The organism is Thiomicrospira sp., assembly GCF_014859555.1.
GTDB lineage: Bacteria > Pseudomonadota > Gammaproteobacteria > Thiomicrospirales > Thiomicrospiraceae > Thiomicrospira.
Window position 1 is genome coordinate 1 of the sequence record NZ_JACUTY010000004.1, and the last position, 23,829, is coordinate 23,829.

The window sequence follows — 23,829 nt, forward strand, 5'->3', positions numbered from 1 at the left end:
ATCGCCAAGCTCCATACATCTAAAAACCCCTCGCATGAGGGGTTTTTTTTTGCCTTAATTTTCCATTTTTATATCTTGTCATTAACTAGTGGCTTATCATTAGACTTCTCTGGCTTTTAAGCTTTAACTTCTTTAAAATGTAAAAAGAATTATTTGGATAAAAGAGATGTATAGAGCTTTTTTTGATTTGTCTGATTTGCCATTTCGATCTACCCCTGATTTAGATTATTTTTACAAAGATGCTGATCGTGAAGAAGTAGTGTCGGCTATTTTGTATTCGTTAGACAGGGGCGATGGCATTATAAAAGTAGTCGGTGAGGTTGGTAGCGGTAAAACGACTATTTTACGCAGGCTAAGCCAGAAATTGTCGGTTGATTATCAGATTGTTTATATCAACTCTCCTAACCTGTTACCGCATGATATTTTATTTTTTATCTGCCATGAATTTGGTATTAACGTTCATGAAAATGAGCAAAAATTTTTTTTGATTTCCAAGTTACGCGATTTTTTTATCCAACAGCATGCCTTGGGGCGTCAACCTTTGATTTTAATTGATGAAGCTCAAGCTATGCCGATTGAAACCTTGGAGGAAGTTAGGCTATTGCTCAACTTGGAAACCGAACAACACAAACTTGTACAGATTGTGTTGTTTGGTCAGCCAGAGTTGGATACGGTTTTATCTAGGCCCGAAATTCGACAATTTCAAAGTCGAATTTCGCATGCCATATATTTACCTGCATTTGGTGTTTCGGATGTTAAGTCTTATTTAAATTTTCGTATGCGTAAAGCCGGTTATCAGGGGCAGGATTTATTTAGTGTAAAAGTTGCTAAACTTATTTCTAAGTTATCTAAAGGTTTACCTAGGGATATTCATGTTTTAGCGGATCGTGCTTTATTGGCGGCCTATTCTGAAGGAACGAAGTTTATAAAGCCTAGTCATATATCTAAAACAGGTTTTTTAATAAAACCAATTTGGGCAGGGCTAGTATTCGTAGTTAGTATTTTTATAGTCGCTTGGATGGTGTTTTATTTTAAGGCTTCCCCGCTTAATCACGAAGATGTTATTAATGTTCCTGAGACTAACGCACTAACATTGAAACTAGAAGAGTTTCAATCAACTACGGTGGTCAACTTAGATGTGAAAAACTTGAGTTCTATATCTAAATATAACGCTGTTATTGAGTCAAATATTAGCTTAATACAGTCTAATTCGACCATGCTTTATAGTGTGCAGTTGATGACAGCAGAACTGGCTAGTTTAGATGGTACGCTTAAAACAATGCAAACTTATGATTGGATTGATCCTGACCAACTATTTTATTCAATCAATCCTAAACGCGGTCAGTTCACTCTATACTATGGTTTTTACAGCGGTTATAGCTTGGCTATAAAGTTTATTGAGTCTTTGCCAAATTATATTTTGTCAAGCCAACCATTTATCGTGTCAAAATCTCAGGTATTAAGTTATTTATCAGAATCAATACAAACCGATCAAAAACCAAATAACCAACTTTAAGAGGTGAGTGTGAAAAACTTCCGAGTACATCTAGTCATTCTGTTAAGTTTGTTGTTTGGTTTAGTTGCATGCTCTGGTCAGCCTGTAAACAACAATGATCGGGGTTTGGAAACGGCTAATAAGCCATCGGTCACGGATGGGCATTTAACAGCTCAGTCACGCCCAATAGAGTCCATTTCGGACTCAAGCGTTCCTAGTATTGTTAGTGCAAGAGCTTATAACATTCCACCGAAACCAGAAGTTTCATTACCTAGCTATAGCCTAACGGCCTTTGATGCGCCAGTGCATGAAATTATTTATCGGCTCTCTGAGATGTCTGGTTATGAAGTCGATATCTGGCCGGGTGTTGAGGGGAAATTAACCATTAATGCGATTAATCAGCCATTAAAGTCGATCTTAAAAAGAATATCGGATCAGTTGGATTTGATCGTGGATGTCGATAAAGATTTGATTCAGGTTAAGCCGGATAAAGCGTATTGGAAACATTATCGTATTGATTATGTAAACATCAAACGTTCAAGTCGTGATTCTATCGTGATGAATATGACGGTGGGTGGTTCGGTTAATCCAACCCAAGGCGGGCAGTCTACAGGCAGTCGATCAAGTGTTGAAGTGGCGTCTGTACATGACTTTTGGTCAACGCTACGTTCAAGTTTATTAAGTATGACTTATGATCGAACCACCAGGCCTGGTGGTTCCAGTATTACAGCTGGTCAAGCCAATGTATTAAATGTGGCTCAATCTCCAGATTTAACGGGCTCATTCGACTCAGGTTCTAATGTTAATCCAAATCGTTCTATACAAAATAACAGCAGTACGGTCGTAATTAATCCAGAAGCTGGCCTGGTATTGGTGTATGCCACTAATAAACGTCATCACCAAGTTCAGCATTATATTGACTCTATAACTCAGCGTTCTGAACGTCAGGTGATGATAGAAGCTTCGGTGGTTGAGGTGGTGTTATCTGAAAACCATCAATCTGGAATTGACTGGTCCACGTCTGGATTTAGAAACTTGTCAAACCGTGAGGCTTTAATGGCGTTACCGGGGGCTGAGCCAATGGCTGACAATGTTTTTACGGCCACCCTGGGGAATGATGTGGGTTTAGATTTAAATGTCGGCTTAAAAGCACTCGAAGAATATGGCGATGTTCAAGTGTTATCGAGTCCAAAGATAATGGCGGTGAATAACCAAACCGCCTTATTGAAGGTGGTGGACAACCAAGTTTATTTCACTATTGATGTTTCTCGATCTACAAGCACGGCCGGTACGGACGTGACCTATTCAACCAGTGTTCATACTGTGCCGGTTGGCTTTATGATGAGTATGACACCGTTTGTGAGTGATCAGCGCGAAGTGTCTTTAAATATTAGACCCACTATTTCAAGAATTATAGGCCGGGTTAATGATCCCAATCCTGATTTATTTGAAGTGGGCGCGGTAAGTTCGATACCGATTGTGCAAGAGCGTGAGATGGAAACGGTGCTAAAGTTGCGTGATATGCAGACGGCGGTAATTGGTGGATTAATTGAAGATCGCCAAGATAATTTGGAGTCAGGTTTACCGTGGTTATCTCGCATTCCTATTTTTGGCAATTTATTATTTGGTTATTCTGAGCGTAAAACATCGAAGACCGAATTGGTTATTTTTATTCGCCCTATTATTGTGGATCGCCCTGACATTGAATCGGGTGATTTAAAGTCGTTCCGTAGCTTGCTTGAAAAACGCACGGGAGCGTCTGAATGAGTGTCTTATTAGACGCACTTAAAAAAGCCGCGGCCGAAAAGAAAGCCAAGCAAGAAGGTAAGAGTCAAGTTGAAAAAGATGTGGACATCAGTAATGCTGCAATCTTGGCAGATTCTGAGGGTTTTTGTTCCGAAGCGAAAGCGAAAGCGGAATTAGAGGCAAGAGTGTTAGCTTTCGCTGAGGCTTCAACAAGCCAAGCGCTTGCCGAACCAACTAAAACGGATCCTAATCCAGAAAGTCGAACGGGAGGTCAAGGTTCGTTTCAGGCCGATTCTAGCTCGGTTTCTGCTGTGCCAAGCCCCGAACCCGTCACTAAGGCGTCAAAACCGATTTCAACAGCGTCTAAATTTAAATTGGCTGAGTCAGAGGTGGCATCGGCTCCATCCTATCCGTCTGCTTCCTCAAAAATTATGGATGTATTAAGTGATATCCCAGATTTGCCTGGAGTCGCTGAAAAACATGGCCAATCCGTTAAAACGCTTAATTCCGATTCTGAACCATCGGTGCCAAAGATGGCGGATCAACCGAAAACCAACCAAGGGCAAAACGCCAGTAGCAAACAGTCGGAGCTGGAAGCCTTGTTTAAACCGGGCAACCAGGTCTCATCTGCGCAGCGGGCATTGCAGTCCAAGCAGGTAAAAAAACTATTTTCACCAGCTTTAACCACAACATTAAAACCGCTTAAATCCTCAATAACGCGCAAGATTTATATTTATTTTATGGTGATTAGCGCCTTTGTAGCGGTACTAATATATTTCGCGCTGTTTATTTTTCAAGACTTGGAACGTAAATATGACCAACAGTTGGTTCAGTTTACATCAAGCATAGAAAAACCGATTATACCCACACAAGACAAGACACAAAACGTATTTGAAAATGTCAGTGCTTCACCAAAATCCGAAGTAGATATTTATAATCGGCTGGATGATAAGCAATCCAAGCAGGTTGACGATTTGAATGCGGAACCTCAAACGACCCAACCCAACAGAACTAGATCGACAGCGGCGCCTAAAGAAAGGCTTAGTCCGCAGCAAACCACCAGGCCTGGTGCAAATATAGAACTGAATCGAATAGAAAAGCTGGCTGAAAATGAATTGGCCTATCAGGCTTATTTAAGGTCGGATTTTGACAAGGCGGAAATCCATTATCGAAGAGGCCTGGCGGATAACCCTAATAGTAAGAACAGCCAAATTGGTTTGGCCGCGGTAGCGGCTCAGCGACAGGACTATGAGCAAGCGATGTCTTTTTATTATAGAGTTCTGCAACAACATCCAGAGGATGTAGACGCCCTGCAAGGCATTGCGTCTATCGCGGCCGAACTTGGAAACCAGGAAGCCACACTTAATGATTTGATTGGTTTGGCCAGACGTTATCCTGACTCGGCTACTTTGCAGTTTGCCTTGGGTAATCAGTATGCGCAGCGCCAAGATTGGTTTAAAGCACAGCAACATTATTTTGATAGCGTACGTTTAGAGCAAAATAATCCGGATTACCGATTAAATTTAGCCGTTAGTTTGGATCATCTTGGGCAGCTAGAGCAGGCGTTAGAACACTATAAGCACAGCTTGGCGTTAGCGGGAAATGACTCGTCTGCCCAGTTTAATAGCGTAGCTGTTTACCAGCGGGTTAAGCTGCTGCAAACTTTTATGGAACAGGATTAAACATGGCTCAACCAATGCGCTTAGGTGACAAACTGATTCACGAAGGTTATATCAATGCCGATCAGCTAAGAATTGCTTTAACCGAACAACGCCGAACCGGTAAAAAACTCGGCGAGATTTTTGTTTACCTTGGGTTTATGACCGAAGAGCAGTCGCGTGAAGCGGTGGGTGAGTCAACCGGTTATGACTCTATGAGCATTAAAGGCATCGTACCAGATTTAAGTGCATTAGCCACTCTAACCGAAACGTTTGCGCGCGCTAACCAGATATTACCAATTAGTTTACGCGATGATCTACTTAAACTGGCGATGAGTAACCCAGAAGACATTTTGTTGCTGGATAAAGTTCGTCGAAATTTAAAACGCTCCGATTTACGATTGCAGCCGGTGCTGGTGGCTGAGTCAGAAATTCAATTCGCGATTGATCATTATTATGGTTACGAGTTATCAATTGATGGCATTCTAAACGAACTGGAAACGGGTCAAGTCGATATTCATGCCTTGTCGGAAACCGACGAATATTCGCAGCCCATGGTGCGTTTGGTCGATAGTTTATTGACCGACGCGGTTAAGCGCGAGGCCTCTGACATTCATTTTGAACCCGAAGAATACTATGTGCGTGTTCGTTATCGAATTGATGGGGTGCTGCAAGAAGTTCGCCTGCTTCATAAGTCACTTTGGTCGGGCCTGGTGGTGCGATTAAAAGTTATATCAAGCCTAGATTTGACCGATCAACGTTTGCCTCAAGATGGTCACATGGATTTAGTAGTCATGGGGCGCCGCATCGATTTTAGGGTTTCATCCTTACCCGGTACACAAGGTGAAAACTTTGTGTTGCGTATTTTGGATCGCGAAAAAGGTATCGTGCCTTTGGATGCTTTGGGTTTAGATCCGGATGCGTATCAAGAAGTAAAAATAATGATGAGTCGACCAAATGGCATTTTCTTGGTTACGGGGCCGACTGGTTCAGGTAAAACCACCACCTTATATTCGATTTTAAATGAAGTGAATGATGTCGGGGTTAATATTATGACCCTGGAAGACCCAGTGGAATACCCCATGTCGTTAATTCGTCAAACGGCCGTGAATGACGATATCGGTTTGACGTTTGCGCGCGGTATTCGAGCTTTATTACGTCAAGATCCGGATATTATTTTAATTGGTGAAATACGTGATACCGAAACCGCTGAAATGGCTTTTCGTGCAGCGATGACCGGTCACCAGGTTTTTGCGACCCTGCATACAAACTCGGCACTTGGAACGATTCCGCGTTTGTTGGATATTGGCGTACCTTCGACCGTGTTGGCTGGCAATATTATTGGTATTGTGGCTCAACGTTTGGCGCGAAAACTTTGCCCTCATTGTAAACAACCTTATACCCCCGATGCATTTGAAGCCCAGCTGGTCGGCTTAGAGGACAATGAGCATGCCGTGTTATACAAAGCCGTGGGTTGCGACAAGTGTAATGACATAGGTTATAAAGGGCGGCTTGCGATTTTGGAAACCTTACGCTTTACCAATGAAATTGATGATTTATTGTTGGATGAAGCGCCCACCCATGTCTTGCTGAAACAAGCCAAAAAACAGGGCTTCAGAACCTTGACTGAGAGTGCGGTGAGTTGGGTGCGGCGAGGTGAAACCACACTAGATGAAATCAGCCGCGTGGTTAACTTAACCGAGTTGATATAAGGGCTGAGTATGCAAATATATCAATTTTCCGGCATTAATCGCTATGGTGAAAGGGTTCGCGGCCAAATCGAAGGTAAGAATCAAGCCGAAGTTGAGCAAAAACTTCAAGCCTCTAAAATTGATATTTTGAGTCTTAAACCCAAGGGTCGAGGGCTAAAACTGTTTAAACAGACGAAAATAACACGTAAAGAAATCATTGCGATTACCTTTCAGTTTGAACAGCTTTTACGCGCAGGTGTACCCTTAATGGAGATTCTGGCCGATTTACGCGATTCATTCGAGAATCATGCAGTAAAAGAAATGCTCGATTTTATTTATCAATCCATGGAAGGTGGTGAAACCTTTTCACATGCCTTGCAAAGTTATCGTGATGTGTTTGGCGATGTGTATATTTCTTTGGTATCAGTCGGCGAACAAACCGGCCAATTGGAAGTCATTTTAGCCGACTTGGCCAATATGTTGAAGTGGGAAGATGAGCTGTTGGCTAAAGCCAAAAAAGTCATGATCTACCCCGCCATTGTGAGTCTTGTTGTGCTGGGTGTGGTGTTATTGATGATGGTGTTTGTGGTGCCCGAGTTGCTGGGTTTTATCAGTCAAATGGGTGGTGAATTAGGCGCCTCAACGCGCGCATTAATTGCGACATCGAGCTTTATTCAAAATAACATTTTATTTTTGTTAGCGGCCCCCTTTGTATTGGTTTTTATATTTAAAGCTTGGTTGAAACGTTCTGAAATGTTTCGGATTCAGTTTGATAAAGCCAAGTTTAAAATTAAGATTATTGGCCCGGTACTTTATAAATTGAAAATTGCGCGTTTAGCCAATTCATTGGCGGTTATGTACAGCGCGGGCATGAGTTTTACTGAAAGCATGAAGTTGGCCTCAAAAGTCGTGGATAACACTTATATGGAAAAAAATGTACTGATGGCGATTCGTTTGATTAAAGAAGGCGAACCGATTCATCAAGCCTTTGCGACGGCCAACGTATTTCCACCACTTGGGGTACGCATGGTTAAGGTAGGCGAACGCAGTGGTCAAATGGACGAGTCGTTAAAAAATGTGAGTTATTTTTATGATCGCGAAGCCAAAGAAAGTATTGAGAAGATAGAACCCGCGATAGAGCCGTTATTAACCATAATTATGGCGGTGATAGTAGGCTGGGTTATGATGGCCGTGCTTGGGCCAGTTTACGATACGATTACTCAGGTTCAATTTTAAGGTCAGCTTATGCGTTATGTACTTTATGCAATGGATCATCACTTAGAAGCGTTTCAATTTCGAGGAAAACGCATCGTTGGTCATAAGTCGTTTAACTGGCCAGACGTGTCGGAGTTTGTATCCAGTTTAGCGCTAAACGCACAAATTAGTGTCATTCTGGATGTAGTTGATGAGGATCTTCAGGTTGAGTTCATGCCTAGACTTTTGCCTTGGGAAAAGTGGGCGTTACAAACGCGTTTAGCTACTAAGTCACGTCAAAAAGGCGCCAGCGTGCAACGCTTTATTTGGACTGGACAACGTCAAACCAATGAAGATAACCGTGCAGAGGAAATGTTGTTGACAGTCGCACTTTATTCTTCTAATGCCGTTTCAAATCTGATGAGTCAATTAAGCGAATCAAATTATATTTGGACGAGTTTGCATTCCTCCGCTTTCTTGCTAAAACGCTTGTTGCGATCTTATATGAAAGGTCAGCTTAAGCTAACCGCTAACCAAACCAAGGCACCTATTTTATTAGTGGTTAGAATGTCAGAGCGCCATTATCGTCAATGCTTTTTTCTAAATGGCCATCTGCGTTTAACGCGGATTGTGGAGATCAAAAAAGATCAGGAAACCGATTTGTCGAAAGTTGAATTTTTGGCACAAGAGTCTAAGTTGGCAACCCGATTTATTTACAGTCAAAAAATTCTGCCGCAAGGTGCGCCTTTTAATTACATTATAGTTGATCATGTTGATGAAAGTTTGGTGGAAAACTTTTGGTCAATTTTTGAAAAGGCCGGTGTCATCTCACCACGCTGGGATAAAGCGTTGCATTTCTTTGATGTCGTCAACCTAGTTAACCGAGTTAGCATGCCCACGGATGATTTATGTTATGGCAATGCGGTGTTGGCGCAATCATTGCAAGCAGGTTGGGTGCCATCTTTCTTTTCAAACCCGGCGATAAAGAAGGTGAATCGATTTCGATACGCTGGCTTTGCACTTAAGATATTGGCCGGTTTAGTCGTGATTGCGATCGGATTTGGGGTAGTAAAGTCCAGTTTAGAGGACCGTTTTTTGGATCGCCAGCAGGACTTATTTCAGCAGGTCGAGCAGTCACTACAGATTCAAAAAAAACATCTAATTGCTGAGCTCGAAGGTCAGGTGAAATCGCAAGATATGCAAGCCGCGGTTCAGTTTTCAGATCAGTTGAATAAAATGACGACGGCACAGCCTTACGGACTCGACTTGGTTGCATTGGCTGAATTATTGAGTCGCCATCCAAAAATTAAAATTGAACAGATTCGCTGGCAGCCGCTTAATCAATTTGATGATAATCAACTTAAAGTCACGGTCCGAGGCCAGGTGCACCCATTTGACGGTCAATATAAGCCCATTACACAAGCTTTAAATGCACTAGAATCTGATTTGACTGACCACCCCAGTATTGATCAAATCGTGTTTTTACAAAAGCCATTTAGTGAAGATCAGTCGCAAGGCCAGAGTCTACAGGTTGGGCGAGATACGCGTGCTTTGCCGTTTAGCTTAGAGTGGGTTATGCACGCGCGACAAACGCTGAAGGATACGCCATGAAGAAGCTAGACCTGGGTTTTAGTACTCAATATTTTCAGCGCTTAATACTCTGGCCGTTTTTAGGGTTGGTTTTTTCCTTGATTTTAAGTTGGGTTGTGTATGACCAGTTTCTTAAGCGAGTCAGTTTACAAACTCAGCAGGTCTATCTTCAAGAGCAGCAGGTTAATCAGTTGATGCGACAGGTTGGGCAGTTAAAACAAGAGGTGAGTGTTAAGCAAGCACACCAGCTGCGTTTTGAGGCCATTAAACAGCAGGGCTTTGACCAACCTATTGATCGCGTGCTTTGGACCGATAGCTTAAATCAGGTCAGCCAGGCCTGGTTGTTAAGCGGTTTGAGTGTACAGTTTGAAGCCGAAAAGCGTTTGAATGCTTCAGATGTTAAGCAGCTTCCAGTATCTCGGCCGATTTTTTATAGCCATAAAATGATGCTTAATTTGAGATTGCAAACCGATGCGGACTATTTAAAATTAATGGATTGGTTACGTCAAAATGTAAGCCCATTTTTTTTAGTTGAGCATTGTGATATTCAGCTTCAGCGTACCGGCGTTGGGGTTGAAATGAGCTTAAAACCGGAGCAGGGTAATGTGGTAATGCGTTGTGGTTTACAACTGTTGCGAGCTGAACCGGCTAGTTTTGATCCTAAGGAATGGCGTTAATTATGTGGGTTGATCAAAAGAAAGCCAGTTTCAACTTAAAAAAACAAACATTTAAAATCCATATGGTTCGACTGATTGTTCTCATGAGTTTGTGTGTGTCGGCGCCGATTCAAGCTCAAATTGCCAGTTTGTTAATGACGCCTGAGCAGCGTCAATTGATAGATTTTGAACGCCAAGCCTATTTAACCAAACCCATCGTAAAAAAAGATGATAAAACACCCGAAAAAATTGAAGCACCAGGCCTGGTGATGGAAGGGGGAACGCTTTTTGTCAGCGCTATTTTGCAACAGAATGGCCATAAACGTGTCCAAATCAACGGCGTGATTTATAAAGCCCCCGAGTCTAAATTGGGTGTTCAGGTCCATCGGATTGACGATCAAAGCGTTACCCTAACAACAAATGGCAAGTGGGGTCGAGCCAAAATTGGTGTGTTATATGATTTAAATGATTGGCCGAACCCGCCAGAGAGCAAAATTAAAACCCGACGCTGAGTCCGTCTAACCAGCGAGATGAATATATCTAGAGGAGTCTTGGGTTTGAGATAAAAACTTCTTATAAGTGTTTGGTTATATTCTATTAAAATCGGCTTGCAATTTGCGAGCAAACACGTCAGAATTACCAACGCTAGAGAGGCAAAACCTATTTGGAGTATTCAATGAAACAATTAACTCTTAAAGCTTTGTTTCTGTCAGGTGTTGCGGCATTCTCAATGAATGTTCATGCTGCTTCTGTCTATGATCAGTGTGTTGGTGATGCACAAAAGCTAATTGCAGCGGGTATCGAGGGTGGTAACACAGCGGCACGTGAAGTGCAGCAGTCTACTACTATTGATCAGTGCAAAGCCGCATTAACTGAGATCGAAGCTAAGTATGAAAGCCAGTATAAATATGAAAAAGACGGTAAGCAGTACGTACGTGCTCCTTATTCAGTCATGACGGCAGCTGATCGTGAAAAGTGGGCAACCCTTTTCAACGCGATCGACACCAAAAATTTCATGGGCGTTCGTTACCTGATGGCTGTTTACTATCGTCAATAAAATCCCTTCTATTGACAATAGGTGATGCTATCTCGAAAAGCCGGTTTAATAACCGGCTTTTTTTATGCCAAAAATAATCCTAAAATATGGATGTGTTGTGACTACTAAAAACCTCTTCGCACAAGTCTATGAATGTTTAATGTGTTCCGAACTGGATCACAAAGTACGTTTGTTGGATGGACTGTTAGTTGACTGGACCGAACAGCGTTTTAATTTTGAGCCACACGATAAAGTCGAACGGATTAAGGATCCAGGGCGTCCGCCCAAGCCCAAGTTAGTCGCGCCCAAGCAATTATTGCGCCGTCGAATAGGTTCGCCAGAAGGCCATGCGGCCTTGATGCATGCGATTGCTCATATCGAGTTTAATGCCATTAACTTAGCCTTGGATGCGGTCTATCGTTTTCAGGATATGCCACGTGATTATTATGCCGACTGGCTTGGTGTGGCGGGAGAGGAGGCTTATCACTTTCAAATGATCCGAGAACATTTGTTTAATTTAGGCTGTGAATATGGCGATTTGAGCGCTCATAACGGACTTTGGCTAACCACTTACGAAACCGATCATGATGTGTTGGTACGTATGGCGATGGTGCCACGTACGCTAGAAGCGCGGGGTTTGGATGTAACGCCCGATATGATTAAACGCTTGCGTGCGATTGGCGACCATCGAGGGGTGGAAATTTTAAAAATTTTATTACGCGATGAAATCGGCCACGTAGCGGTCGGTACACGTTGGTATCGTTATGTGTGTGACCAGCGTGGCTTAAACCCATTTGACGAATTTCAGACAATTTTAACGACTTTTTTTCATGGAGATATTCGTGGGCCATTTAACTACGAGGCACGACAGCAAGCCGGTTTTTCAGAACAAGAGATTGCTTGGCTAAAATCCATGGAAGCGCAAACCTTTGAGAAAGTCGATGGCTGAGTTACCTCCTATTCGGCTGTCGGAAGCACAGCGCACACGTATTCAATTGCGCCATAAAGCCTCAATTGAACGTTTTGGTTATCATCCTCAAGCCCTGTTTTGGTCAGATCAAGACGTGCAAAAAATGCGCTTTGAGGTGTTGGCAAATTTAATACCATCGGTTGAAAAATCCAACCACCAGGCCTGGTCTATACTGGATGTTGGCTGCGGATTTGCAGACTTTTACGCCTATTTAAATCAAGCCGGTTATCGCATAAATTACACGGGTGTGGATGTATCACCGGACATGATTTACAGTGCCGGTTGTTTGCATCCAGACATCCAGTTATTTGAAGGTGAGCTGGCGGATCAAGGGTTTGAAAAGAATTCATTCGATTTCGTATTCTTGTCGGGCGCTTTAAATGAAGTGGTGGACGAAACCGGTGCTTATGCCAAATCGGTAATTCGAGATTTATACCGAATTGCGCGTTTGGGTGTGGGGTTTAATTTGTTAAATAAACACAATTCTTGGATTCAATCACGAGCGGATTTACAAAGTTTTTATCCCGCGTCGATTGCGGCTTTTTGTGAGCGATTTGCGTATAAAGTGGATTGGCGTTCAGACTACTTAGCCAATGACTTTAGTGTGTTTTTAAGAAAAAAAGTGGACGTTAAATCATGCGTTTAGGGATCGATTTAGGCGGCACAAAAATTGAAATTGTGGCATTAGATGCGCATAACGAAATTTGTCTACGCGAACGAGTGATGGCACCAAAAGGTTGTTATGTCGATACTTTAGAGGCCATGGTTACTCTAGTGCATCAAGCTGAACATGCGCTTGGTCAAACCGGAAGTGTTGGAGTGGGTATTCCCGGTGCGATTTCGGCTAAAACCGGTCGGGTTAAAAATGCTAACTCAACCTGGTTAATTGGCGAAGACTTGCGGGGCGATTTGCAAACTCGCTTAGGGCGTGAAGTACGGATTGCCAACGATGCCAATTGCTTTGCACTTTCAGAGGCTTCGCAAGGCGCCGCCCAGCAAGCGCAAAGCGTATTTGGTGTGATAGTCGGAACTGGCTGTGGCGGTGGCCTGGTGGTAAATGGACAGATCTTGGCGGGTGCGAATGCGATAGCCGGTGAGTGGGGGCATAATCCTTTGCCTTGGTCTACAGAACAAGACGTGAATGTGGCGTGTTATTGTGGTCAACAAAATTGCATCGAAACCTTTTTATCAGGAACAGGCTTAGCCCAGCGTTATGCAGGTTATACGGGCGAACAATGCACGGCGCAGCAAATTGTCGGTTTAATGCGAGAAGGTTATTCACCTGCGGTGCAGATGATGGATCGCTATTATAATTGGATGGCGAAAGGTTTAGCCTCAGTGATAAATGTGTTTGACCCTGAAGTGATTGTGCTGGGCGGCGGATTAAGCCAGGTCAATGAACTTTACGCCGAAGTACCCAAACGCTGGGCACAATGGGTATTTAGCGATCAGGTTGTGACCGAATTAAAACCCCCGATGTTCGGGGATTCAAGTGGTGTGATGGGCGCCGCTTGGTTATGGGGACAAGGGGAGGAATAAAAACATGAAAACATTGGTTGAGTTAGAAGAGTTGGAACAGTTGATTAACCAACAACCAGGCCTGGTGGTGTTGTTTGGTGGCGAGCATTGCAGCGTTTGTCAGGTGATTAAACCCAAGCTTGAAACGATGTTAGCAGAGCGTTATCCTTTGTTGCAAGTGGTGTATATTGATTGTCAGCAGAGTCAAACCTTGTGTGCGCAAAAGTCGGTATTTAGCTTGCCGGTGGTGCAGGTGTATTTTGATCGTCAGCGTTTTATTGAAAAGGCGCGCAGCTTTAGCTTAGCGGCTTTACTGGATGAAATTCAACGCCCATATGAGTTATTGTTCAATATTTCAGAATAACCTAAAGCACCAGGCTTGGTGCTTTAGGTTTGCAGTTTAAAAATCAATAAAATTGATAATGTTTTAGCACCGCTTGTTTGACCTGCCACTGGCAATTCAAATCCGCCGGAAAAGTCACTAGATCACCCGCTTTAATCAGTACAGCTTTGCCTTGTTCAGGGGTGACTAACACTTCGCCTTTAATTAAATAACACACTTCGGTGGCGTCATAATGCCAATCAAATTCGGATGGCTGTTTTTGCCAGGTTGGCCAGTGCTGAACGCCCAGTTTATCAAGTTCAATTTGACTGGGTTGTGATTGAATAACAATGGGTGACATAATTGTTTCCTTGGGTTTTGCGCAGATTGGCCGTTATTCTAGCAAACACTTGATAAAAATTACTAAGAAAAGGCGGTCGCTATGTTTGTGGTTTATAGTCCAGAAGGGCGCAATTTTATAGGCGCGGAGCCTACCAATAAGGCCGCCAAGGTTAATCCGGTTACACCAGTGGAATTTAATGAAACCATGCTGGAGTTGGATAAGGATTATCCGGGAGAAGCGCAGCGTCATCAACGCGCCAATTATGCGTTAGGTCAATATCAAAAACAGCTTGAAACCATGACGGATCGGCATGTTGTGGTGACGGTATCCGAGATCATGTCCAGTTCGGTGATCAGTTTGCCGCCAACGGCGACCTTAACGGAGGTCTGGAATATTATGCAGCAACGAAAAATTCAACATATTCCCGTAGTGGATGGCGAGAGACTGGTGGGTATCTGTTCATCACAGGAGCTGTTACGTCATGTGATTGTGAATCAGTCGAACCAAATTGAAACGCCGGCGGATCGAGCAATTATGGAAATTGCTAATCCAGAAGTGGTGACGACCTTAGCAAATGTGGATGTACGACGAGTGGCGTTTATTATGAGCCAGTATCGGATAGGTTCTTTACCCGTGATGTCGGAAGATGGATATAAAATGATTGGTATCATTACGCGTACAGATTTAATCAAGCGGCTGGCTAAACTGCCACCGCTTGAAATATACGCTTAAGTAGGTGTTGAATTAATTATTCAGCGCTGTCGGCTTGTTGGGATTTAGCCACGTCTTCGTGAACTTTTTGCATGTCTAAACCGCGCAACTGTTCAATGGCTTCTTCAAGGTTGCTGGCAGGAATCGCACCCGGATTGGCATAAACCACGACTTTTTCACGCATTAAGGCGATAGTCGGAATCGAACGAACCTGAAACATGCCCGCTAACTCTTGTTCTTCTTCTACATTAATTTTAGCAAACACAATATCAGGGTGTTTTTCAGAAACTTCTTCAAAAACCGGACCAAACTGTTTGCATGGACCACACCATTCCGCCCAAAAGTCTAAAATAACCATGTCGTTATTATTAATGGTTTCGTCAAATTGGGCTAAGGTAAGATTGATTACGGCCATGGGGTTTCCTTTCTTTCGTTTATAAATTTTGAGTCGGTTTTTACACCAAAGGGGTGCCGCCTTGCGTGAGCTTGGCTGGATCTAAATAACCTAATAACGTGGCTTCATCCAAATCCGTCATTTCTAAGGCCACTTCAAGCACAGGGCGTGCGCTACGGTAAGCTTCCTTGGCAATCGCGGCCCCTTTTTCATAGCCTACCACAGTATTTAAAGCGGTGACTAGGATTGGATTAACGTCTAAGGCTTTTTTAAGTTGGGCTTGATTGACCTCAAATCCGGCGATGGCTTGATCGGCCAGTTGTCTAGCGGCATTGCTGGCCAAGTTTAAACTGCTGAGTAAATTATCCGCGATCATGGGTAACATCACATTAAGTTGGAAGTTGCCCGACTGCGCCCCAATCGTGATCGCGGTATGGTTGCCGGTCATTTGGGCGGCCACCATCGCCACGGCCTCCGGAATGACCGGGTTGACTTTGCCTGGCATAATCGAACTGCCCGGCTGTAACGCTGGTAATTGAATTTCACCTAAACCAGCTAAGGGGCCTGAGTTCATCCAGCGTAAATCGTTTGCAATTTTCATCAGGCTCGCGGCGAGTACATTCAGCTGTCCACTCAGCTCAAGTGCCGTATCTTGAGAGCTTAAACCAACAAATAAGTTGGCCATAGGTGAAAAGGTTTGCTGGGTTAAAAACGACAGTTTTTCACAAAAAAGTTTTGAAAATTCAGGGTGAGCGTTAATGCCTGTGCCTACCGCCGTGCCACCTTGTGGCAAGGCCAATAAACGTACTTGCGTGCTTTCAAGACGTGCAATATTGTCGGTTATTTGGGCTCGCCAAGCGGATAATTCTTGGCTAAAGCGAATCGGCATCGCATCCATTAAATGGGTGCGGCCGGTCTTCACTACGTCTTGAAGTTGATCTTCACGTGTTTTAATCGTGCCAACCAAATGCTTTAAACTCGGAATCAATTGTTGGTTTAAAACTAACGCTGCGCTAACGTGAATGCTGCTTGGAATAACATCGTTCGAGCTTTGGCTCATATTGACATCATCATTCGGGTGAATCTTAACCTGGGTGAGTTGATAGGCTAAATTCGCAATCACCTCATTTATGTTCATATTGGTACTAGTACCTGAACCGGTTTGAAACACATCGACCGGAAACTGCTGGTCATGCTGGCCGCTTAAAATTTGCTTGACGGCTTGTTCAATCGCATCTACTTTAGTTTTATCAAGTTGCTTTAACGCTAGATTGGCTTGTGCGCAGGCAAGTTTGATATAGGCAAGGGCGTGAATAAAAGCCGGTGAAAGCCCACGCCCACTAATAGGAAAGTTATTGATTGCGCGCTGAGTTTGTGCGCCATAAAGTGCGTTGACGGGAACTTCAAGTTTTCCCATGCTGTCTTGTTCAATGCGTGTATTTGACATGTAAACGTTCTTTTTGAATTAATTAAGTTTAAGTTGAATCAAGCTTTTGAGCGAGCCTTTGTTGATCTCGTCCTAGGCGATTTAAAATATTGGTATCATTTTACGCATCTTTCATTCAAAAACCCATAGGTTGCACCGTGAAGCGCAAAAAACTGTTAAAAAAATGCGAAAAACAAACCAAAAAAAGTCAGCGGTTAGCTAAACAGTTAGCCGAATCGCAAGCTTTAAACCAGTTTTATGCCATGTGGACACACGAATTGCGTTCACCTTTAAGTGTGGTCGAATCCACGCTAGCTCAATTAAAAGCGCAATCCCTGCAACTGAACAAGGAGGCCGCCGACCACCAGGCCTGGTGGTTGTTGGAAACGGCGGTGCAACACATGTCGATGTCGGTGAATGACTTATTGGGTTTGGCGCAAGTGTCGCATCAGCGATTAACCATTCAATCACAATCTTTCGATTTGCAAACCCTGCTGCGTGAACTAGAGGCCATGTCGGTTAGGTTGGTAGGAAAAAAACCGATTGAATTGGACGTTAGTTTGCCTCAAGAGTCGGTTTGGTTGAAAGGCGATGCGTTTCGCTTAAAACAGGTGTTGCTCAACTTGTTAGCTAATGCACTTAAGTTTACTCAGCAAGGTCAGGTTAGGCTGGATTGGCAAGCTTATGATAGCGGTATCGAATTTCGCATAAAGGATAGCGGGCCAGGTTTGGCGGCATCTGAATTGGGTAAATTGTTTCAACCCTTTAATCAGTTGGTGCAAACCCAGGCCGGTGAAACCATCGGTTCAGGCTTGGGTTTGTTTATTGTCCAGTCATTGGTGGCCGCGATGCAGGGAAAAATCCGGGTTGAGTCCGAACTCGGTCAAGGCACGAGTTTTATTGTGTGGCTACCCGTTTTAACGAATCCGTTAGCGCAGCCAGACGTGTTTGATGATCGGCCTAAAAAACATCAAAAGCCTGAGGTGAGGCCATCCAAACTTCGAGTGTTATTAGCCGATGATTCAGAGTTAAGCCGAGCTTTGTTAGTCAGTCAATTAACTCAGCCTGAACTTGAGTGGGTAGAGACGCAAGATGGTGAGCAAGCGCTACAGTGGCTAGAAAATAGTGAATTTGATTACGTGGTTCTGGATAGATTTATGCCTAAGCTGGACGGCGAGCAGCTGTGTCAAAAAATTAGGCAGCTACAAATGGCTGGTCAGCAGGTAAATTTAAAAGGTGTATATTTAATTAGCGCCGAACCCTCCTTGGTGGATCAGTTAAATCCTTGTTTTGATTGTTGTTTTATTAAGCCAGTTGATCCTTTGCAATTAATCAAACGATTCGGATTATCAAACCATTCCCAATTAAATAATCCGAAAAAAGACGACTGTAAAAATTTTATACATGATAAAATACCTAGTGATTTAACCGAAATGCTTCCTAAATTCATTAAGGAAGTCGATTACCTACTAGGTGAAGTAGAGCAGTGTGTAAAAGCATCTCAGTATCAAAATTGTCGCGATTGGATGCATCGCTTAAAAGGCAGTTTTATGCTGTTTCAACAAGATACTTGGCTGGTTGATTTGGAAGGGTTGGAAACCGCGATTCAGCATGAATCGGTACAAGACTCTTTAGAAAGGTTACATAAAATTCGTTCACAAGTTCTTAAATTACAGGCCACTTGTGAACTTTAAAAAATTATTATTAGGGGTGTTTTATCATGGCTAAGAAAATCAATTTATTATTAGCGGAAGACCATGACTTGGTTCGTGCCGCATTAAAGTCACTGATTGAATCGGATGACGGTTTTAAAGTAGTGGCTGAAGCCGAAGACGGCATTACTTGCTTGGAGCAAGTGCGTGCTAAGTCACCGGATATCGTTATTTTAGATTTGGCGATGCCAAAGTTAAATGGTTTAAACACTATTTCGCAATTGAAGCGTCGCCATCAAGAAACGAAGATTGTAGTGTTAACGGCGGCTGAAACGCCAAGTGTTTGGCAGGAAGCGTTAGAGCTGGGCATTCATGGTATTGCGACTAAATCAATCAGCAAAAAAGAACTGTTGGATGGTTTGCGTAAAGTGATGGATGGCGAACGTTTTGTTGATACTAAGATACAGCCGAGTGTGGTGAATTTCTTAGACGACGATATGTCGATGAAGAAAAAACGTGGTATGCGTAAGCTGTCGGTTCGTGAGAAGCAGGTTACTAAGCTGATTGCGGAAGGTTACAAGACCAAAGATATCGCTGAAATGTTGGAAATCAGTGATCGTACCGTATCTAAGCATCGTGAAAACTTAATGACTAAGCTAGGTGCCACTTCACCGGCTGAAATCACACATTATGCAAATGATACCGGTTTAACCAAGGTTAAATTGCTTGAAATTGAGTGATTTATCGAGCCTAGAGGTTGACTAAGCTTCAATAAAAAAAGCCGCGATTAATTCGCGGCTTTTTTGTATCTAAAGTAAATATTAACTTATTGAATTTTCAGGTAAGCATAACCTTCGCTTTGTAAGATCGCGATATCAAATACGCCGGACTCTACCAGCTCAATACCATCGTAAATTTTGGCTGGATCTAGATTGATTTCATTACGTGTGTGGTCGCAAAGTTTGACCGTAACCCCGCGTGAGTTCATAAGCGCATCTAAACGGCCTTTAAGTTCATCGCGACGCTCAAGCATAGCGGCATCATGCTCATAAGGCGTACCTTTAAGTGCGTCATCGGTTGTAAAACGCAGGCCGTGACCAACAAATACCAATTGTACATCGGCATTCATTAGTTGGTTTTCGTAAGCATTCATAATGTTATTGATTGAGGTAAGCGTGGCTGAATAACGTGTGACATCACTAAAGTCAACGTGGTAGACCACTTTTGCGCCATCATCTGCCGCTTGAAGAGGGGCGCTGAACATAACGAACATTAAAGCGACTAGGCTGAATAGGTTAAGTTTTTTCATGCTGTATCCTTTGATCTTAAGATCTATTGTTAGAGGGTTTTAGTTATTTCGCGACTGGTGCGCAGTTCGCGAATCGCGTCGTTTACTCGGTTAAATAAAGTGCGGCTGTCTTCGTCGGGTTGACGTAGTTCAGTCACACCGGCTTGGCTGGTTAAGCAGGTAACCGTGTTTTCATCCAAACGGATTTTGTAGCTGGAAATTTTCTCCTGCGTCAGTTTGGCGATGCGGAATGCATCCACGGCTTTGACTTCCGGCAATACAATCATAAATTGGTCGCAGCTTAAACGGCCAACATGACCTAGGTTTCCGACAGTTTGCTGGATGGCATGGGCGGCATTTAAAATTGCCTTGTCACCCAGTTCATGACCATACCCATCGGTTATATTTTTAAAACAATCTAAATCAATTTTGATTAAGGATAATGGCTGCTTATTTAGCTTAGCCGTGTTAATTAACTCGTCTGCTAAGTCCAAAAAGAAGTCACGGTTATAAAAGTTGGTGAGTGCATCGTTTTTCGATAAGTGCTCAATTTGCTCTTCCATGTGTTTGCGCGAGCTAATATTGATTGCCAGCCAAATTACCGCTGGCTGACCATACACATCAGTTTTCAGTGGGTAAACACGAGCTTCATACCACTGGCCGCCTTGTGGGCCAGTTGGGTCAATGCCTTGGACTTCATCGTTAGCCAGTTGGTATTCAATTTCTTGCAAACGCTGCGTTTTAATGGCTTTTTGCACCAGATTTAAAAACCGCATCGCCATTTTTTCCGGCAAGACTTCAGCATAGGTTTTGCCGATTAGGGTGTGGCCGTCTGCATAAAGTGAGCGTTCTTGACCACCGATCATGTCTAAGTAAGTACCGTCTTCGCCCATAATGAAAATTGGGTCAGGCATCGCGTTGGCAATCGCTTCAATGTGTGAGTGTAACGTTTGATCTGTTTGCGGCATTGCAGGATGCTCCAAATTCGTTAATTCTTAATAATTGGCTTGTACTTGATGCGATGCGGTTGAGCCGCATCGGCGCCTTTGCGTCGTTTGTAGTCGGCTTCGTAGTCAGAGAAGTTGCCTTCAAACCATTCCACATGCGAGTCACCTTCAAACGCGAGCATGTGCGTCGCGATACGGTCAAGGAACCAACGGTCGTGCGAGATCACCACCGCACAGCCAGCAAACTCGAGCAGGGCATCTTCAAGCGCACGTAAAGTTTCAACGTCCAAATCGTTAGTGGGTTCATCAAGCAGCAATACATTGCCGCCCTTACGTAGGGTTTTGGCTAAATGCACACGGTTGCGTTCGCCACCGGATAATTCGCCAATGCGTTTTTGTTGGTCGCCGCCTTTAAAGTTAAAGCGTGAGCAATAAGCGCGCGAGTTCACTTCAAAGTTACCTACCATAAAGACTTCGTCGCCACCGGAAATTTCTTCCCAAATGGTTTTGCTGTCATCCAATGCGTCGCGGCTTTGATCGACATAAGATAGTTGGACGGTTTCACCAAATACGATGTCACCTGAATCGGCTTTTTCCTGGCCTGTGAGCATTTTAAACAGGGTGGATTTACCCGCGCCATTGGGCCCGATAATGCCCACTATGCCACCTTGTGGAAGTTTGAAGTTTAAGTCGTCAATTAATAAACGATCACCAAACCCTTTGGAGATATGGTTAACTTCAATCACCTTTTCGCCTAAACGTTCCGCCACCGGAATAAATATTTCATTGGTTTCGTTACGTTTTTGGGTTTCGATACTGCTGAGTTCGTCAAATCGAGCCATACGGGCTTTTGATTTAGCGTGACGGCCTTTCGCATTGGAGCGAACCCATTCAAGTTCGTGTTTAATCGTGCGTAAACGGGCGACCTCCTGCTTGGATTCTTGCTCCAGACGCTTTTCTTTTTGCTCTAACCAAGAAGAATAGTTACCTTCATAAGGAATACCTTGGCCACGATCCAGCTCCAAAATCCACTGGGCCGCATTGTCGAGGAAGTAACGGTCGTGGGTAATCGCGACTACCGTGCCGGGGAATTCGAGTAGGAAACGTTCTAACCAAGCAATCGATTCGGCATCCAAATGGTTGGTCGGTTCGTCAAGCAATAACATGTCGGGTTTTGATAATAACAAACGGCATAAAGCCACACGGCGACGTTCACCACCGGATAATTTGGTCACATCCGCATCCCAGGCCGGTAAACGTAAGGCATCCGCCGCTATTTCCAGCGTGCGATCTAGGTTATGGCCATCCATGGCCTGGATAATGTCTTCAATTTCAGCTTGCTTTTGCGCGAGCTTATCAAAGTCAGCATCGGGTTCGGCATAAGCGGCATAAATTTGGTCTAATTTAGCCATTGCTTGTTTGACTTCGGCGACCGCTTCTTCAACATTACCACGCACATCCTTAGTTGGATCAAGCTGCGGTTCTTGCGGAAGATAACCGATTTTAATACCAGGCTGCGGGCGGGCTTCACCAATAATGTCGGTATCTAAACCCGCCATGATTTTTAATAAGGTGGATTTACCCGAACCATTTAAACCCAATACGCCAATTTTAGCGCCCGGGAAAAACGACAAAGAGATGTCTTTTAAAATGTGTTTTGACGGTGGAACCACTTTTCCAACGCGGTTCATGGTGTAAACAAATTGTGCCATAGGGTTTTCAGTATCCATTCAATAGAAATAAAGTTACTCAACACTTTACCGAAATTTGCGGCTTTTATAAAGATGTTAACGGTATTTAGCATGGTGATTTTTTTTGACAGCTGTTAAAATCACCTCTTACCTAAAACTATCCCTATTTTTTACCGATTTGGAGTCCTTGCATGTTTAATAAAACCATGACCATTGCTGGCTATGACGATGATATTGCTAATGCGATCGCTGCAGAAGCGAAACGTCAAGAAGATCACATTGAATTGATCGCATCTGAAAACTACACCAGCCCGCGCATTTTAGAAGCTCAGGGGTCTGTTTTAACCAATAAATATGCAGAAGGTTACCCATACAAACGTTATTACGGCGGCTGTGAACACGTTGATGTGATTGAGGCTTTGGCGATTGAGCGGGCTAAAAAATTGTTTGGTGCTGACTATGCCAACGTGCAACCTCACTCAGGCTCGCAGGCCAATGCACCGGTTTTTATGGCGTTGTTAGAGCCGGGTGATACCGTTTTGGGCATGAGTTTGGCACACGGTGGGCATTTAACGCATGGTTCAAAAGTGAACTTTTCAGGCAAAATTTACAATGCGGTGCAGTATGGTTTAAACGCGGAAACCGGCGAAATTGATTATGAAGAAGTCGCGGCCTTAGCGAAAGAACATAAACCTAAGTTGATCATAGCCGGCTTCTCGGCTTATTCGCAAATAGTGGATTGGCAACGTTTCCGTGACATCGCCGACAGTGTGGGTGCGTATTTGTTAGTGGATATGGCGCACGTAGCTGGTTTGGTGGCGGCGGGCCTTTATCCTAACCCGGTGCAAATTGCAGACGTGACCACTACCACCACACATAAAACCTTGCGTGGCCCACGTGGTGGGCTGATTTTGGCAAAAGCCAACCCAGAAATCGAAAAGAAACTGAATTCGCTCGTCTTCCCGGGTACTCAGGGCGGGCCATTAATGCACGTGATTGCGGCCAAAGCGATCGCGTTCAAAGAAGCGATGGAACCGGAGTTTAAAGTCTATGCACAAAACGTGATTAAAAATGCTCAGGCCATGGCCGAAGTATTTATGCAGCGCGGCTTGGATGTAGTGTCTGGTGGCACCAAGAATCATTTATTTTTAGTGAGTTTAATTGATAAAAAGCTAACCGGTAAGTTGGTGGATGCCGCATTGGGTGACGCACACATTACCATTAACAAAAACTCCGTACCCAATGATCCAATGTCGCCATTTGTAACCAGCGGTATTCGTGTTGGAACCGCCGCCGCAACCACTCGTGGCTTTAATGAGCAAGACTGTCGTGAGCTAGCTGGCTGGATGTGTGATGTCATTGATGCATGTGATCAAACCAACGAAACTTGGGATGCGAACGTGATTGCCGGTGTGCGCGAGAAGGTTAAAGCCTTATGTGCCGCATACCCTGTTTATAAGTAATCTAATTTTTCCTTAAAACAACAAGCACCAGGCCTGGT

At 43.7% G+C, this 23,829-nt stretch carries 23 protein-coding genes; 17 read left to right on the forward strand and 6 right to left on the reverse strand.

What is annotated here, in order from left to right:
• The first annotated feature begins 166 nt into the window (after positions 1–166).
• From IBX48_RS01250 to IBX48_RS01310, 13 genes are all read left to right on the forward strand, one after another.
• Positions 167–1,516 carry an AAA family ATPase gene (locus tag IBX48_RS01250; RefSeq protein ID WP_296829867.1) on the forward strand — a complete coding sequence of 450 codons (1,350 nt, stop codon included), beginning with the start codon at positions 167–169 and terminating at the stop codon, positions 1,514–1,516.
• Positions 1,517–1,525: 9 nt separating this feature from the next.
• Positions 1,526–3,262: a type II and III secretion system protein gene (locus IBX48_RS01255; protein WP_296829869.1), complete on the forward strand. Its 1,737-nt coding sequence runs from the start codon at positions 1,526–1,528 to the stop codon at positions 3,260–3,262.
• The gene (locus tag IBX48_RS01260; protein WP_296829871.1) at positions 3,259–4,923 is read left to right on the forward strand and encodes a hypothetical protein; all 1,665 of its coding nucleotides are present in this window, start codon (positions 3,259–3,261) and stop codon (positions 4,921–4,923) included. The genes IBX48_RS01255 and IBX48_RS01260 overlap by 4 nt, the downstream gene beginning before the upstream one ends.
• A 2-nt stretch (positions 4,924–4,925) precedes the next feature.
• Positions 4,926–6,611, forward strand: coding sequence for an ATPase, T2SS/T4P/T4SS family (locus tag IBX48_RS01265; RefSeq protein ID WP_296829873.1), 1,686 nt, complete (start codon positions 4,926–4,928; stop codon positions 6,609–6,611).
• A gap of 9 nt (positions 6,612–6,620) precedes the next feature.
• A complete protein-coding gene (locus IBX48_RS01270; protein ID WP_296829876.1) occupies positions 6,621–7,826 on the forward strand; it encodes a type II secretion system F family protein in 1,206 nt (401 codons plus the stop codon).
• A 9-nt stretch (positions 7,827–7,835) separates the two neighbouring features.
• A complete protein-coding gene (locus IBX48_RS01275) occupies positions 7,836–9,395 on the forward strand; it encodes a hypothetical protein (RefSeq protein ID WP_296829878.1) in 1,560 nt (519 codons plus the stop codon).
• Positions 9,392–10,051, forward strand: a complete 660-nt coding sequence (locus IBX48_RS01280) for a hypothetical protein (protein WP_296829881.1) — start codon at positions 9,392–9,394, stop codon at positions 10,049–10,051. Before IBX48_RS01275 ends, IBX48_RS01280 begins: the two co-directional genes overlap by 4 nt.
• 2 nt (positions 10,052–10,053) lie before the next feature.
• Complete coding sequence (locus tag IBX48_RS01285; RefSeq protein ID WP_296829883.1) at positions 10,054–10,542, forward strand: hypothetical protein; 489 nt, start codon at positions 10,054–10,056, stop codon at positions 10,540–10,542.
• Between the two features lie 164 nt (positions 10,543–10,706).
• Complete coding sequence (locus IBX48_RS01290) at positions 10,707–11,087, forward strand: hypothetical protein (protein WP_296829885.1); 381 nt, start codon at positions 10,707–10,709, stop codon at positions 11,085–11,087.
• Between the two features lie 139 nt (positions 11,088–11,226).
• Positions 11,227–12,015: a ferritin-like domain-containing protein gene (locus tag IBX48_RS01295; protein ID WP_296829994.1), complete on the forward strand. Its 789-nt coding sequence runs from the start codon at positions 11,227–11,229 to the stop codon at positions 12,013–12,015.
• Positions 12,008–12,682, forward strand: a complete 675-nt coding sequence (locus IBX48_RS01300) for a class I SAM-dependent methyltransferase (protein ID WP_296829887.1) — start codon at positions 12,008–12,010, stop codon at positions 12,680–12,682. The genes IBX48_RS01295 and IBX48_RS01300 overlap by 8 nt, the downstream gene beginning before the upstream one ends.
• Positions 12,673–13,575, forward strand: coding sequence for an ROK family protein (locus IBX48_RS01305; RefSeq protein ID WP_296829889.1), 903 nt, complete (start codon positions 12,673–12,675; stop codon positions 13,573–13,575). The genes IBX48_RS01300 and IBX48_RS01305 overlap by 10 nt, the downstream gene beginning before the upstream one ends.
• Before the next feature lie 4 nt (positions 13,576–13,579).
• Entirely contained in the window at positions 13,580–13,918 is a 339-nt protein-coding gene (locus tag IBX48_RS01310) for a thioredoxin family protein (protein ID WP_296829891.1), read from the forward strand.
• A 43-nt stretch (positions 13,919–13,961) separates the two neighbouring features.
• On the opposite strand, the gene IBX48_RS01315 is transcribed toward IBX48_RS01310, so the two are convergent.
• The gene (locus tag IBX48_RS01315; protein ID WP_296829893.1) at positions 13,962–14,237 is read right to left on the reverse strand and encodes a cupin domain-containing protein; all 276 of its coding nucleotides are present in this window, start codon (positions 14,235–14,237) and stop codon (positions 13,962–13,964) included.
• Between the two features lie 81 nt (positions 14,238–14,318).
• Here IBX48_RS01315 and IBX48_RS01320 point away from each other — a divergent pair, with 81 nt between their 5' ends.
• Complete coding sequence (locus IBX48_RS01320) at positions 14,319–14,951, forward strand: CBS domain-containing protein (protein WP_296829895.1); 633 nt, start codon at positions 14,319–14,321, stop codon at positions 14,949–14,951.
• A 16-nt stretch (positions 14,952–14,967) separates the two neighbouring features.
• Here IBX48_RS01320 and trxA read toward each other — a convergent pair whose 3' ends face one another.
• Together trxA and IBX48_RS01330 are read right to left on the reverse strand one after the other, a co-directional pair.
• Positions 14,968–15,345, reverse strand: a complete 378-nt coding sequence (gene trxA, locus IBX48_RS01325; protein WP_296829897.1) for a thioredoxin — start codon at positions 15,343–15,345, stop codon at positions 14,968–14,970.
• A gap of 40 nt (positions 15,346–15,385) precedes the next feature.
• Positions 15,386–16,771, reverse strand: a complete 1,386-nt coding sequence (locus IBX48_RS01330; protein WP_296829900.1) for a class II fumarate hydratase — start codon at positions 16,769–16,771, stop codon at positions 15,386–15,388.
• 137 nt (positions 16,772–16,908) lie between these two features.
• On the opposite strand from IBX48_RS01330, the gene IBX48_RS01335 reads away from it, so the two are divergent.
• Positions 16,909–18,444 (forward strand): hybrid sensor histidine kinase/response regulator, encoded by a 1,536-nt coding sequence (locus tag IBX48_RS01335; protein WP_296829902.1) that lies wholly within the window; start codon positions 16,909–16,911, stop codon positions 18,442–18,444.
• A 26-nt stretch (positions 18,445–18,470) separates the two neighbouring features.
• Positions 18,471–19,142, forward strand: coding sequence for a response regulator transcription factor (locus IBX48_RS01340; protein WP_296829904.1), 672 nt, complete (start codon positions 18,471–18,473; stop codon positions 19,140–19,142).
• Between the two features lie 86 nt (positions 19,143–19,228).
• Here IBX48_RS01340 and IBX48_RS01345 read toward each other — a convergent pair whose 3' ends face one another.
• The 3 genes from IBX48_RS01345 to ettA are packed head-to-tail and all read right to left on the reverse strand — an operon-like array spanning position 19,229 to position 22,349.
• Entirely contained in the window at positions 19,229–19,711 is a 483-nt protein-coding gene (locus IBX48_RS01345; RefSeq protein ID WP_296829906.1) for a DsrE family protein, read from the reverse strand.
• Between the two features lie 29 nt (positions 19,712–19,740).
• Positions 19,741–20,658 (reverse strand): GGDEF domain-containing protein, encoded by a 918-nt coding sequence (locus IBX48_RS01350; protein ID WP_296829908.1) that lies wholly within the window; start codon positions 20,656–20,658, stop codon positions 19,741–19,743.
• Positions 20,659–20,678: 20 nt separating this feature from the next.
• The gene (ettA, locus tag IBX48_RS01355) at positions 20,679–22,349 is read right to left on the reverse strand and encodes an energy-dependent translational throttle protein EttA (protein ID WP_296829910.1); all 1,671 of its coding nucleotides are present in this window, start codon (positions 22,347–22,349) and stop codon (positions 20,679–20,681) included.
• A 170-nt stretch (positions 22,350–22,519) separates the two neighbouring features.
• Between ettA and glyA the strand changes: the two genes are divergently transcribed.
• Positions 22,520–23,791 carry a serine hydroxymethyltransferase gene (gene glyA, locus IBX48_RS01360; RefSeq protein WP_296829912.1) on the forward strand — a complete coding sequence of 424 codons (1,272 nt, stop codon included), beginning with the start codon at positions 22,520–22,522 and terminating at the stop codon, positions 23,789–23,791.
• The last annotated feature ends 38 nt before the right edge of the window (positions 23,792–23,829 follow it).